The sequence below is a fragment of the Cellulomonas terrae genome, from assembly GCF_007990265.1.
Taxonomy (GTDB): Bacteria; Actinomycetota; Actinomycetes; order Actinomycetales; family Cellulomonadaceae; genus Cellulomonas; species Cellulomonas terrae.
In genome coordinates this window covers 165,960-179,862 of record NZ_BJWH01000002.1, presented here as the reverse complement: position 1 = coordinate 179,862, position 13,903 = coordinate 165,960, and the positions used below count along the sequence as shown (strand labels likewise).

The following is a 13,903-nucleotide window of genomic DNA, read 5'->3' as shown; positions in this document are numbered from 1 at the left end:
ACGTGCCGGGAAGCCGACGGGTCGCGTTGAGTTCTTGTGGAGCGGTTGTTGAGCCCGGCTCGGCACGCTGTCCGGGTGACGACGACGACGATGCGGTGGCCCACGACGGTCGAGCTCTCCGGGTTCACCGAGCCCGTGCCACGCGTGCGGCTGCGCATCGGGGTCCAGGGCGGTGATCCCCTGACGCGCGCCGGCCTGCGCTCCATGCTCGGCGAGCTGCACGACCTGGAGGCCGCCACCGGTGACGGGCACGTGGACATCGGACTCGTCGTCCTGGACGCCGTGACCCCGCAGGGCATCGCCGCCCTGCACCAGCTGAGCGCCGTCGCCGGGGTGCGGGTCGTCGTGCTGCTCGGGGAGGTCAGCACGGACGCCGTCGCGCTCGCGGTCCAGGCCGGGGCGGTCGGGCTGCTGCGCCGGCGCGAGGTCACCGCGGAGAGCCTCGGGCACCTGCTCCGGTCGGTCGCGGCGGGTGAGGCCGTCATCCCCCCCGACCTGCTGACCGCGCTGATGCCGCGGCAGGGTGCCGCCGGGCCGACGGCGACGGCCCCGCGGCTGCTGGCGATGGCGACGCTCACCGACCGGGAGCGCGACGTCCTGCGGATGCTCGGGGACGGCTCGGACACCCGGGAGATCGCGCGCGCCATGAGCTACTCGGAGCGCACCGTCAAGACGATCATCCAGGACATCACCCGCCGGTTCGGCCTGCGCAACCGCTCGCACGCCGTCGCGTACGCCGTGCGCCACGGCCTCATCTGACGAGCCTGCGGGCGACCGCCCCTAGGTGCCGGGCAGGTCGTCGGCGAGCCCGCCGGACGGCTCCACGAGCGGGTTGCTCAGCGGGTCCGCGAGGTCGTAGCCGGCGCCGTACTCCGCCTTGTCCGTGAACCCGTCGGCGTCGGAGTCGGTGCCGAACGGGTCGGAGCGGAGCGCCTGTTCCAGCCCGTCGTCGAGGGTGTCACCGTCGCTGTCGAGCCCGCCGGGCGCGGCGCCGTCGAGGGTCCCGTCGCCGTCCGAGTCCGCCGCGAGGGGGTTCGTGCCCAGCCCGAGCTCGACCGAGTCGCCGATGGAGTCACCGTCGGAGTCGCCCGTCGCGGCCTGGGTACCGGTGACGAGCAGCTCGTAACCGTCGGAGATCCCGTCGCCGTCGCTGTCCACCAGGAACAGGTCGAGGCCGAGCTTGGCCTCCAGGACGTCGGTGATGCCGTCGCCGTCGCTGTCGAGGCCCGGGTCGACGGGGGTCTCGGTGGCGGCGCCCGCCGTGCCGTCGGAGATGCCGGGGATGACGGCGGCGAACTGGAACCGTCGCTCGCTCGCCTCCCCGAACAGCACGCCCTTGCTCGGGTTCATCGCCTCGATCGTGCGGCCGTCGCCCATGCTGATCGCGACGTGCGCGTTCCCGGGCCGGCTGCTCTCGCCGGGCTGCGGTTCCCACGGGAAGTTGAAGAGCAGGGCGCCGGGGGTGTCGATCGCCTCCTCGACGGGCACGACGAGGCCGAGCTCCTTGAGCTCGAGGTACTGCTTCCAGGACGCGTGCGGGAGGTCGACGCCGACCCGTCCGGCGGCCCAGCTCACCAGGCCGGAGCAGTCGAAGGCGTCGGGGTCCGCGTCGTCGAGGTTCACGTCGGCCCCGAACACGTACGTGTCCCCCGCCTGCGCCGTGGCGGCGTCGAGGAACTGCTGCAGCGCGTCGCTCTGGTGCCACTCCCCCGCCTCGGTCCCGCCCCCGCCCCCACCGGCGGGCGTGACGTCGCCGTAGCCGTCGGTCCCCGCCCACGAGCCACCGACGGGGTCGCCGTTGAGCTGCGCCGCCACCTCGGCCTCCGTGCGGTAGCTCAGGTACCGCGCCCCGGCGCCGCCGTGCGTCACCGTCCAGGGCGAGATGTCCGCACCGCCGCGCGACACGTCGAACGCCGCCTTGGCGTTGGCCAGCGGGTCCGACAGGTCCACGCCCTGCAGGCTGGGGTGCGCAGCGACGTTGATCTGCCACAGGCCGCGCGAGTCCTCCCCGACGGCGTTGTGGGCGCCGGTCTCGCCGCCCGACTCCGCCAGGGCGATCGCGGTCATGGTCGCGGCCTCGTCGGGCTCGAACCCGGCGAGGCGGGCGAACCTGTAGATCTCCCGCGCCTCCAGAACGCTCACCCGTCCAGGCTAGGCCGGTCCCCCGGAGGAGTGAACGGGCCCCGCGGGTGGTCTTGCCTGCCTCTTCGGGCACCGCGACCCGCGCACCGTGTCGCCCCGGCTCTGCCAGGGCGGACGATGGAGCGATGATCTCCGACGTCGACGCGGCCCTCAGCGCGCTGCTGCGCGAGGAGGTCCTGCGCGGGCAGAGCGCCGACATCGTGTTCGACGCCCCCACCACCGAGTGGGCGGCCCGCCGCAACGGTCCCGTCGTCGACGTGTTCATGTACGACATCCGCGAGGACGTCGAGCGTCGCGACGCCGCCGCGCAGCCCGTGCGCGACCAGCGGGGCAGGATCACCGGGCACCGCCCCGGTCCGCGGTACTTCCGGCTCTCGTACCTGCTGACCGCGTGGACCAGCCGGCCCGAGGACGAGCACCACCTGCTCGGGCAGATGCTGGAGAACCTCGTGCGGTTCGACCGCATCCCCGCCGCCCACCTGTCCGGACGGCTGGCCGACGAGCAGGTCGTCCTGCAGGTGGCGCTGCCCACGGGCGAGGACCGGTCCCTGACCGACCTCTGGAGTGCCCTCGGCGGAGAGATGAAGCCGTCGCTGGACGTCGTGCTCATCGCGCCCCTGCAGCCGGCGAAGGAGTTCGTCGCCGGGCCGCCCGTGCGCGAGCGCGACCTGCGGGTCGTGGAGCGCTGACCTCAGCCGGTCGGGCCCGAGACCAGCAACCGGTCGCCCTGCTTGAGGACCGCGTCGAGGTCCTGGGTGAACCCGCGCAGCGCCGGGTAGAGCCGGTTGGGGTCGTTGAGGATGTCGCTGGTCAGGACCCCGTCGATCGTCGCCTGCGTCATCTGGTCGTACAGCACGAGCCACAGCGTGTTCGTGATCCGCTGCCGCAGCGCGTTGGCGTTCATCGCGATGCCGGCCGCGGTGAGCGCCTTGTCGACGACGAGGTCCTGGATGAGGTGCGTCGCCGCGCCGTGCTCGGCACTGCCCGCGTCCTCGACGATCGCCACGTCGAGGAACCGGAAGCCCTGGCTGACGACGTCCTGGAAGAACGTCGTGGCGTTGAAGTTCACCAGCTTCCCGCTCACCTTCTTGTGGCTCAGGATCACCGTGACGTTGACGACTCCCTCGGCTGCAGGTCCGGCGGCGGCGCTCGACATGCGCAGGAGCGCGGCGAGGAACGCCTGCGCCGGGTCCGACTGGTCGAGGCTGAGCTCCGCGGTCTCGCCCGTGGGTCCACCGGGGCGGACGACCCGCATCCTGATCGGCTCGAGCGGGCTGCCGTCCGCCCCGGCCGCCTCGCGGTGCACGTCGACGAGCACCTGGGCGATCCGCTCCCGGTCGACGAGGGCGTCGTACGCCGCGTTGACGGCCCGGACGAGCTCCTCGTCGGCCAGACCCGCCGCGGCCAGCGTGGCGAGCTCCGCGTCGACGGTCGCCTGCTCCTTGAGCGGGTAGAGCTTGGCCAGGGCAGCCCGCGCGGCCTCCGACACCGGGCCGGCCTGGCCGACGACGGCCTCGTCGACCTCCTCGAGCGGGCTGGCGGCGACTGAGATGGTGTACCGGCCGGGTGCGTCCGTCCGCTCCTGCAGGCTCACCTCCCTGAGGCCCTCGGGGCGCAGCTCGGCGAGGACGCCGTCGAGGACGGCCTGCAGCTCCGCCCGCGTCGCGAACGGCTGTGCCGTGCGCTCCTGGAGTCGCTGGCGGGCCTTCGTCTTGACCGCCCGGCTCTCCGGGGTGTCCTCTCCCTCGTCGGAGCCTCCGCCCGTCAGCGCGTCGAGTGCCGCGCGGCCCAGCGCCATCGCCTGGTCGAACAGCCAGTCGAGCGCCTGGTCCACGAGCTCGCGCAGGCCGACGATGATCTCCTGCACCTTCTCGGGCACGTTGCCCAGGCCCACCTGGTTGGCGAGGAAGCCGATCGCGACGGGCACCGCGCTGGCCAGGCCGCGCTCGAGCATCGCCGCACCCGGGGCGACGTCGCCGCGCGCCACCGACGCGATCGTGGAGACGTACCCGTCCACGATCTCGAGCAGCTCACGGAAGTACTCGATCGCGGACTGCACCGCGTCGAAGAACGCGATCGTCCCGTTGATGACGGCCATGACGCCGGTGGGGTCGAGCATCGAGAGCAGGCGCGTGACGACGCGCTCGACGATCTCCCGCATGATCCAGTCCCGGGCGGTGGTCAGGACCGTCTCCCACAGGTTGCTCAGCTGACCCTGGATGAACTCCCAGACCGCGGTGATGCCGCGCTCCTGCACGTCCTTGATGAACGTCCACGCCCCGGTCAGGTGGTCGAGCGCCCCGCGGATCTGCTCGACGCGCTCCGGACCGATGCGCTCGCCCAGCTTCGTCCAGAGGGTCTCGGTCGTGACGCCCAGCACCTGGATGACCAGGGTGATGATCGACTCGACGGACAGCGACGTCGGCGGCTCGATGCCCAGCCCGCGCAGGCCCCGGAACAGCCAACCGCTCAGCCCTTCGAGCAGGTAGCCCGCGATGTTGCCGAAGAAGCCCTCGAAGCCGGACTTCATCGCGGCGACGATGTTGACCAGGAACCCGACGGGGTCGTTCATGATGTCGTCGATGGCGGCCGTCGCGTTCGCGATGATGTTCCCGAGCAGCTCCGACGGGAAGTTCATCAGCTGCAGGATCAGCGTGATGACCGTCTGGATCACGACGCCGACGAACTCGATGATCCGGTTCAGCGGGTCGCCGAACGCCGCGACGATGCGGTCGAAGGTCTCGATCGGCGACAGCAGGCTCTCCAGGGTCACCGTGTTCCAGATCCCCAGGAACGTCCCGGTGATCAGGTCCCAGGAGATGTTCAGCCGGGTCATCGCGGACTCGATGGTCGCGGCCGCGTCGCCGATGACACCCGACTCCGCGAGCTCGTCGTACATCGCCTCCCCGCCGGGCAGGAGCGTGATGAACCCCTTGATGAGGTTCTCGGCGGTGCGCGGGACGGCCTCGTCGGTGAACGGGTTGCGCTCGAGGATCACGGTCAGCAGGTGGAAGCCGGGGACCTTGTGCGCGTGCTCGCTGGCCCACCCCAGGAGCGACTTCTTCACGAGCTCCAGGACCTTGAGCAGGATCGTGGACGCGAAGGCCCCGACGTCCTGCAGGAGGCTGAAGGCACGGTCTGCCAGGGACGTGAGGTTCTCGATGAGGTTCGGCAGGTTCTCCGGGCTGATCGCCGCCCACGCGTCGGTGAACAGGGCACCCGTGCGGCTCAGCAGGTCCGTGAAGGTCGCCCACTGCTGGTCGAGCCAGTCCGCCGTCTCCTGCAGCGTGCCGCGCTCGGTCATCTGCGCGAGGACCTCCTCGCGGCCGGCGAGCCGCAGGAAGTCCCCGAGGATCTCGACGGTCGGCGCGGACACGTCCTCGTCGCGCAGCGGGTCGTGGTGGAACACCTTGACGGCGAGGTTCCAGTAGGGCGCGATCTCGGGGCGCTGCAGGAGCGGCTCGGCGACGTCGGCCGCGACCTCCCGGACCTTCGCGATGACCGCGTCGATGACGTCGGACACGAACGCCCGGATGTCGGCGACGATCGCGCTCACGTAGCGCTCGACGATCGCGACGTTGCCGTCGATCCCCTCGGTGATCCCCATCTCGTCCCACGCGGCGGAGATGTCGCTGCCGATCCGCGAGAGCGTCAGGTTGTGCGCCGCGAGCGCGTCCATGAGGAGCGTGACGATGTCGCCGAGGACGTCGATGGTCTGCAGGAGCGGTCCGACGGCGGCACCGAAGGGCCCGAACGTGAGGAGCTTCTCGACGAACTCGGTGCGGCTGACGGTGGCGGGCTCGTCGGTGAGCGGGTCCTTGCCGGTGATGACGGTCAGGAGCGTGTATCCGGGGATCTCCTGGGCGGCGGACGTGACGCCGTCGATGATGAAGTCGGGGAGGAGGTCGGTGACCTCGAGGTCGCGGTAGACGGCGACGGCCTGCTGCTGCACGACGTGGGTCGACTCGTGGGCCATGAGCTCGAGGTCCGCGGACGACTCCCCCTCACCGAGGAAGATGTCGGCGCCGACCGTGAAGGCCCGTGCGTGCAGCTCGGCGGCCGCGGCGCCGACCTCCGGCCCCTGGTGGACGCGGACCGCACCGAGGTCGGCGCCGAGGTGCGGCTCGACCTTCGCCTGGACGGCGGGGTCCATCGGGGCTCCGGCTCCGGGGCTCGCGATGAGCGACGAGACTGCGGTGGACACCTCGACGTCGCCACCGGCGGCGACGTCGTCGGCAGGCGCGGGAGCGTCGTCGACGGCTCGCGCCGCGGCAGGGCCGGGTGTCCGGGCGGCGGCCGCAGGTGGCGCAGCCCCGTGGGCGACCCGGGAGGCGATCGCCTCGGCCTCCTGCTCGGCGGGGTCGTGGGGGTGGGAGACGGCGAGCGTCGAGCGCGCGATCCGGTTGCCGGCGGCGCCCACGAGGTTCGCGCGCGCGGCTCCCTTGTCGCGGGCCAGCCTCGCCATCCCCGCGTTCGAGGTCGGCGTCCCGCCGCGGGCGACGGTCGGCGACCGAGGTCGGCCGCGCTCCGCCGCGGCCGGTTCCCGGGCCAGGGCGTCCCGCGTCGCCGGCATCCGCCTCAGCGCCCCGAGCGCACGACGTCGAAGTACCGGGCGAACTCGCTCTCCGTGGACAGGTGGCCGAGCTTGACGAACTCACGCTGCATCGCGAGCACGAGCCGTTCCATCGTGATGGGGCCGCCCTCGTCCGCGGCGGAGAAGGCGGCCCCGAGCGCCGCGTTGCGGATGACCCCGCCGGTCACCTTGAACTGGCGGGCGAGGAAGTCGAGGTCCAGGTCCTCCACGGGCGCCCCCGGCGGGAACACGAGCTGCCAGATGCGACGGCGCTGCTCCTCGTCGGGTGCGAGCACGTTGACCGCGACACCGATGCGGCGCAGGAACGCGTCGTCGATGTTGCGCTGCAGGTTGGTGGCCAGGACCACGAGGCCGTCGAACGTCTCCAGCCGCTGCAGGAGGTAGGCGACCTCGATGTTGGCGTACCGGTCGTGGGCCGACGACACCTCGGACCGCTTCCCGAACAGGGCGTCCGCCTCGTCGAAGAAGAGGACCACGTCACCTGCGCCGGCCGCCGCGAAGATGCGTTCGAGGTTCTTCTCGGTCTCCCCGATGTACTTGCTGACCACGGACGACAGGTCGACCTTGTACAGGTCGAGGCCCAGCTCCCGGGCCACGACCTCCGCCGCGAGCGTCTTGCCCGTGCCGGACGGTCCGGCGAACAGCGCGACGACGCCGCTGGACGGGATCGCCGGGAACCCCCACTCGCCGAACACCGTCCGGCGCCGCCGGTACCGCGCCACCAGCTCGCGCAGCTGGGACTTCTGCGCGTCGGGCAGCACCAGGTCGTCCCACCCGCGCTGCGCGCGCACGCGCACGGCGAGACCGTCGAGGTGCCCGCCGGCGAGCCGCCGCAGGTTCGCCTGCACCGCCGCGGGGTCCCCACCGGCGACCAGCCGGAGCTGCTCGCGGTTCAGGCGTGCCCCCCGCGAGTCGGTGGTGCCCGTCCGGGCCAGCCAGTCCTCCGGGCCCGCCTCGCCGTCCAGGACGTGCACCTCGCGCCACGGGCGTTCGGGCAGGGCCTCCAGCGGGAGCTCCCGGGGCGACGAGAGCGCGAACGTGAGGTGCGGTGCCGCTTCGATGCGTGCGGCCGCGACGGCGTCGGGCGGCGCCGTGACCTCGAGCAGCACCGCGGCCCCGCCGACCGTGGCCTCCCGGACGACCGCGGACCACTCCGACGGGGACTGCGGGACCGAGGTCACGAGCACGGGACGGCCCGCGAGCTCGGTGCCGACCGCGCGGCGGCGGCTCTCGGCGTCGGCCCCGTGCACGAGCAGAAGACCCGTCGGGGTCGACCGGCGGGCGCGACGCTTCCCTGGCACGCGGCGGGTGCGCGCGGGGAGGTCGGGGTCGGGTGCGTCGACCCCCAGGACCGCCCACACGAGCCGCGGTACCACCCCGCACATCCGCACCGCCCACGGCCCGGCGTCCTCCACGGTGACGAGCTCGGCGACCCGCAGCGCCGACCCGGGTGCGACGGACGGCGGTCCGCTCGACCCCAGCACGCGGGCGAGGAGGGCGAGGGTGGGTCGCGGCAGCTGGACCGAGTCCTGCACGTAGGCGGCCACCCGCTGGCGTTGCGGGTTCAGCTCGACGGCCGTGAGCAGCGCGAGCGCCTCGACGTCGTTCAGCGTCAGACCGGCCTGCCTGCACACGCGCGCGAGCACGTCGTCGCTCCGGGTGGCCCACGCCGCCAGCGCGAGCCGCGCCGCGACGACCAGGGGCGCGAACAGGTCCCGGACGGGTGCGGCGGCGGCCGGGTCGGGCCCGTCCAGGCCGGGCAGCGACTTCAGGAGCGTGTCCAGGTCCTCGTCGTCGACGTACATCCCGGCGAAGTCCCGCGGGGGCACCCCGGACACGACGCGGCACAGCGCTGCCTCCCGCTGCAGCACCAGGTCCGCGAAGCGCTCCCAGGGCGTCACCTCCCTGTCGTAGCGCAGCCGGGGCGTCGACGGTGCGGACCTCCCGCACGTGTGCGCGATCGGGCAGGCGACGCGGCGCGATGGCGCGGCGCCCGGCCCCTGTGCGCGGCGATGCTGCGGGAAGAGGCTGGACCTCACACGTCGACGGAGGGGAACGCCATGGCCACGCTGAGCAGCATCCGGTCGCCCGGTGTCTACATCCAGGAGCTGCCGGCCGGCTCGCGCCCCATCGAGGGGGTCGGGACGGCCATCGCGGCCTTCGTCGGCATCACCGCCGACGGGCCGTACGACCAGGCGATCAAGGTCGCCAACTGGGGGCAGTACACCGCGACCTTCGGCACCTGGGTCGAGGGGGCGTACCTGCCCAACGCCGTCTACCAGTACTTCAACAACGGCGGCGGCTCGGCGTACATCACGCGCATCGGGTCGCTGAGCTCCGACGAGGGCGCCCGCGCGAGCGCCGAGCTCACCAGTGCGCTCAAGGCCGGGCAGGGCGTCTACCGCATCGAGGCGAAGGAGCCCGGCGGCGCCGGGGACACGATCACGGTCACCGTCGAGCCGAAGCACGAGCAGGAGCCGCCGCCGGAGGGCGAGCAGGCACCGCCGGCCGAGGAGGTCTTCACGCTCGTCGTGCAGCGCGGCGACACCGTCGAGCGGTACGAGGGGGTGACCCCGCGCAAAGGCGGCAACAACGTGGTGAACGCGCTCGCGGAGTCGACGCTCGTGCGGATCAGCGAGATCGGTGGCTCCTCGATCGTGGAGCGGGTGCCGACGGCCGGTCAGCTGGTGCTCTCCGGTGGGGCGTCCCTGCCGGCCCGGCTCACCCCGGACGACTACCTCGGGGACGTCACCGCCCGGTCCGGCATCGCCGGGCTGGAGGCGCTGGACGACGTGACGATCGTCGCGGTCCCGGACCTCGTGGCGGCCTATGAGGCGGGCCAGATCGACGCCGACGGGTTCAAGGCCGTGCAGGGTGCGCTCATCACGCACTGCGAGCAGCAGAAGGACCGGGTCGCCATCCTCGACACGCCGCGGGGCCTGAACGCCCAGCAGGTGCTCGAGTGGGTCAAGGAGAAGACGCGGTTCTCGTCGGCGTACGCGACGACGTACTGGCCGTGGCTGTCCTTCTGGGACCCGCTGGCCGGGCGGGCGCGGCTGTTCCCGCCGAGCGGTGCGCTCGCGGGCATCTGGGGCCGCAACGACGACACCCGCGGCGTGCACAAGGCACCGGCCAACGAGGTCGTCGCCGGTGCGCTGGACGTCGAGCTGAACATCACGCGCGTCGAGCACGACGACCTCAACCCCGCGGGCATCAACGTGATCCGGGCGTTCCCGGGCCGGGGCATCACGGTGTGGGGTGCGCGGACGCTGTCCGACGACACGACCTGGCGGTACATCAACGTCCGCCGGCTCTTCAACTACATCGAGTCGTCGGTGCTGCGCGGGACCCAGTGGGCGGTGTTCGAGCCGAACGACCTGGACCTGTGGCAGCGGATCAAGCGCACGGTCAACGGGTTCCTCATGGGGCTCTGGCGTGACGGCGCCCTCTTCGGCGCGACCCCCGACCAGGCGTTCTACGTCAAGTGCGACGAGGAGACGAACCCGCCGGACGTCGTGGACGCCGGGTACGTGGTCATCGAGATCGGCATCGCACCCGTGAAGCCGGCCGAGTTCGTCGTGTTCCGCGTGAGCCAGCTGCCGACCGGCGGCGCGGTCCAGGAGTAGAGGAAGGACGATCACCATGCCCATCGGTGAGGACGCACTCGCGAACTACGCCTGGCAGATCGAGGTCGACGGGATCACGCTCGCCCAGTTCAAGGAGGTCTCGGGCCTGAGCATCGAGGTCTCCGTGATCGAGCACCAGGAGAACAAGCCCAAGGGCATCCCGGTGATGAAGAAGCTGCCCGCGGCGCAGAAGTTCAGCGACATCACGCTCAAGCGCGGCATGACCACGGACAAGGGGTGGTGGACCTGGGTCAAGGAGGTCCAGGAGGGCAAGATCGACAAGGCCCGCAGGGGTGCCGCGATCGTGCTCTACGACTACGAGCGCGGCGAGAAGATGCGCTTCAACATCACCAACGCCTGGCCGTCGAAGATCAGCATCGGCTCGCTGCAGGCGGGTGGCTCCGAGGTCACGGTGGAAGAGGTCACGCTCGTCCACGAGGGCCTCGCGGTGGCGTGAGGCTCGCGTGAGCACGACGACGCCGGCCCCCGCGGCCCTCCAGACCGAGTTCAGCTTCGAGCTGCCCATCGGCTACGAGGACGACGAGGGTCGGGTGCACCGGTCGGGCGCGATGCGCCTGGCCCGGGCGCGCGACGAGATCGTCCCGCTGCGCGACCCGCGCGTGCGCGACAACGAGGCGTACCTGACGGTGCTGCTGCTGGCGCGCACGATCACGCACCTCGGAGACGTCACGTCGATCACGCCCTCCGTCGTGGAGAACCTCTTCACGCCCGACCTCGCGTTCCTGCAGGACCTCTACCGCCGGATCAACTCCGAGGGGCACACGACCGCGTCGGTGACGTGCCCCTCCTGCCACGAGGAGTTCGCCGTCGACCTGGCGGGTGGTCCGCCGGGGGAATCCTGACGTACGCGACCGCTGACCTGCTGGACGAGGTCGCGTACCTGGCAGCCGTCCTGCACTGGCCCCTCGACACGCTCCTCGACCTGGAGCACCCCGACCGGGCCCACTTCCTGGCGTACGCGCACCGGATCGTCGACGAGGTGGAGGAGGAGCAGTGAGGCGTTGGCCGTTCGCCGCGCGGGCAGCCGCCCCCGCCGCTCCCCCCGCACCGCCGGCACCACCGCTGCCGCGCTGGGACGCGATGCCGCCGCTGGTCCCCCGGGCGCTCTCGCTGCAGCCCGTCGCGCGCAGCGCGGACTTCAGCCGGGGGCTGGGGACCCGGCAGGACTCTCCCGTGGTGCTGCGGGCACCCGAGCACGCCCTTGCTCGGCACCCGGGCGGGCACGCCGACGGGCTCGTGTCGCACGTCGCGGTGCCCGCGGTCGCAGCTCCGCACCCCACCCCCGCCCCCCGGCGCGGGTTCGTGGGTCGCCGTCGACGGGCGGCCGCCGCGGTGGAGGAGCCCGTGGTGGCGCGGTCGACGGACGGGCCGGCCGCCTCGTCCGACCTGTTCGTGGCGCCCCCGGTCCTGCCGGTCGTGGCTCGCACGCCGTCCGAGGGCAGCACCGCGCCGGCCCGTTCGACGAGCGGGCCTGCCGCGCGGTCGTCCGCAGCACCGTCGTCGCCGCCCTCGCCGACCCGGCAGGCGGCACGGTCGGTCGCCCCGCGCACCTCGGCACCCCCGGCACCCCCAGCACCGCTCGCGTCGGGCCCGACGCCGTCGGTCGCCCGCTCGTCCTCCGTCCCGGTCCGGCGTGCGCCACACGCGTCGGCACCGCCTCCCGCCGGACCACCGCCGACGAGCCCCGTGGCGGCCGTCGCTCGCACAGCGGCGGACCCCCCGGTGCCGTCCACCGCGTCGCCGGCTGACATCCACCGCGCCACGGAAGCGCCCGACGCGCCGACCGTGGCGCCCGCGCCGCTCGTGGCGCGCACCCCCACGCCCGTTCCGCCCCCACCCGCAGCGCCGACCCCGGCCGGTGCCCAGCCGGTCCTCCGGACGCCGACCGCGTCCCGCGCCCCCGGGCGACCCGTCCGCGCCGGGCTGCAGCCGCCGGTGCACCGCGCCGTCGACCCGACGCCCGGGTCCGCGGCGTCTCCGGTCGCTCCCGCCCCCGCCGAGAAGGTGACCCGAGCCGTCGTGCACCCTGTGCCCCCCGGATCGCCGGCCGGCCGGCCGGCGGCCGGTGGGGACGAGCACGCGGGTCCGCCGGTGGCGGGATCGGCACCAGTCGCCCGGTCTGCGGCGCGCGGGCACCAGCACGCGGCGGGGACGGCACCGGACGCCCGGTCCGCGGCGGGCGGGCACCGGCACGCGGCGGGATCGGCACCGGTCGCACGGTCGACCACCGGCGCCGACGCGCACACGGTCTCGTCGGCCGAGAGGCCCGCCCCGGTCGCGCGGTCCACCGCCGGCGGTGCGGAGCACACGGTCCGGTCGGTCACCGGCTCTGCCGCGGTCGCGCGGTCGACGACGGCCGCACCGAGCAGCGCCGTCCCCGGTCCGCCGTCGTCGCGTCGGTCGACGGCAGAGGGCTCGGTGGCACGAGCTCCCGTGCCGATCATCGCAGACCGCTCGGCCTCCCCACCGGTGACCCGGGTCCGGCGGCTGGCCGCCGCGCCCGGAGCGTCGGCGGTCGAGGTCCCTCGGTCGTCCGACACGACGGCCCCGCGACCGGACCGCCCGGCAGGACCGACGTCGGCGCCCGTCGCGCGGCAGGCCGCACCAGGGCGAGCCGGCGCGGCACCGGGCGACGCGAGCCCGGCCTCCCCGTCCGGACGCCCTGCCGCGTCGACGCCCCCCGTCGCACGTACCGCGTCCGACGGCACCGCCCCGGTCGCGCGGGCCGTTCCCCGGCCCGCCGACGCCCCGGCAGCGCAGCGCCCCACGACGCCCGTCCCCCTACGCACCCTGTCCGTGGCCCCGCCGGTGCGCACGCCCGACGTCGCCCGGGCGGCGACGTCGACCGTGCCCGGGCCTGCCGTGCCCCGCGCGGTCGCCGCGGACGTCGGCCGGGAGCAGCCCACGATCGCGTCCGCCCCGTCGCCGGGGCCGACGACCACCCACCGGCTCCCCGCACCCGACGCACGACCTGTCCCTGGCGCGACCGTCGCACGCGTTCTCCCGGACGCGGCACCGCAGCCGGAGGAGGTCCGGCGCGCTCCGGTCCGCACCGCCGCCCGCGTCCCGCTCGGGCTGGGCTGGCCCCCCGCCGCCCCGGAGGCCGTCGGCGCGCCCGCGGCGTCGACCGGACGCGTGGCCGCCGACCACACCCTGCACCGCTCGCCCGTCCCCGCGCCGTCCGCAGACACCCCGGCCGACCCGCTCGACGCGGGCGCGGTCGCCGTCGCGGCGGGGATCGCCCGTCGCGTCGACCCGACGGAGGTCCGGTTCGCCGCGCCGGGAGGGCAGAGCCCGTCCCCGCAGGTCGCACGTGCCGGGACGGCCGTGGCGGAGCGGGCGCCCGAGCCGCAGCAGCAGCCTGCCGAGGTCGTCGCCGCAGGGCCGGCGGCCCCACCGGCGCAGGACCTGGGTGCGCTGGCGGACGAGCTCTGGGAACGCCTGGAGCTGAAGCTGCGCACCGACCTGATGCTCGAGCGCGAGCGTCGCGGCACCTGGCCGGACGCATGAGGAGGTGACC

The 13,903-nt window shown here is 73.8% G+C and carries 10 protein-coding genes; 7 read left to right on the top strand and 3 right to left on the bottom strand.

The features are described from left to right. Positions 1-75 precede the first annotated feature (75 nt). On the top strand, positions 76-759 hold the full coding sequence (locus CTE05_RS02990) for a response regulator transcription factor (RefSeq protein ID WP_146844629.1): 684 nt from the start codon (positions 76-78) through the stop codon (positions 757-759). Between the two features lie 21 nt (positions 760-780). Here CTE05_RS02990 and CTE05_RS02985 read toward each other — a convergent pair whose 3' ends face one another. Next, positions 781-2,142 carry an NlpC/P60 family protein gene (locus CTE05_RS02985; protein WP_146844628.1) on the bottom strand — a complete coding sequence of 454 codons (1,362 nt, stop codon included), beginning with the start codon at positions 2,140-2,142 and terminating at the stop codon, positions 781-783. A 125-nt stretch (positions 2,143-2,267) separates the two neighbouring features. Here CTE05_RS02985 and CTE05_RS02980 point away from each other — a divergent pair, with 125 nt between their 5' ends. Beyond that, positions 2,268-2,831, top strand: a complete 564-nt coding sequence (locus CTE05_RS02980; RefSeq protein WP_146844627.1) for a Pvc16 family protein — start codon at positions 2,268-2,270, stop codon at positions 2,829-2,831. A gap of 2 nt (positions 2,832-2,833) precedes the next feature. Here the strand turns inward: CTE05_RS02980 and CTE05_RS02975 are convergent, their stop codons facing one another. Then, entirely contained in the window at positions 2,834-6,715 is a 3,882-nt protein-coding gene (locus CTE05_RS02975) for an eCIS core domain-containing protein (protein WP_146844626.1), read from the bottom strand. Between the two features lie 5 nt (positions 6,716-6,720). Next, positions 6,721-8,637, bottom strand: a complete 1,917-nt coding sequence (locus CTE05_RS20710; RefSeq protein ID WP_222595397.1) for an ATP-binding protein — start codon at positions 8,635-8,637, stop codon at positions 6,721-6,723. 159 nt (positions 8,638-8,796) lie between these two features. Here CTE05_RS20710 and CTE05_RS02965 point away from each other — a divergent pair, with 159 nt between their 5' ends. From CTE05_RS02965 to CTE05_RS02945, 5 genes are read left to right on the top strand one after another with little or no spacing between them, the layout of a single operon-like run. Continuing rightward, positions 8,797-10,362, top strand: coding sequence for a phage tail sheath family protein (locus CTE05_RS02965; RefSeq protein WP_246123223.1), 1,566 nt, complete (start codon positions 8,797-8,799; stop codon positions 10,360-10,362). Positions 10,363-10,378: 16 nt separating this feature from the next. Then, entirely contained in the window at positions 10,379-10,819 is a 441-nt protein-coding gene (locus CTE05_RS02960) for a phage tail protein (protein ID WP_146844625.1), read from the top strand. Positions 10,820-10,826: 7 nt separating this feature from the next. Continuing rightward, positions 10,827-11,225: a hypothetical protein gene (locus CTE05_RS02955; RefSeq protein ID WP_146844624.1), complete on the top strand. Its 399-nt coding sequence runs from the start codon at positions 10,827-10,829 to the stop codon at positions 11,223-11,225. After that, entirely contained in the window at positions 11,162-11,380 is a 219-nt protein-coding gene (locus CTE05_RS02950) for a hypothetical protein (protein WP_146844623.1), read from the top strand. Before CTE05_RS02955 ends, CTE05_RS02950 begins: the two co-directional genes overlap by 64 nt. After that, positions 11,377-13,893 carry a hypothetical protein gene (locus tag CTE05_RS02945; RefSeq protein ID WP_146844622.1) on the top strand — a complete coding sequence of 839 codons (2,517 nt, stop codon included), beginning with the start codon at positions 11,377-11,379 and terminating at the stop codon, positions 13,891-13,893. Before CTE05_RS02950 ends, CTE05_RS02945 begins: the two co-directional genes overlap by 4 nt. The last annotated feature ends 10 nt before the right edge of the window (positions 13,894-13,903 follow it).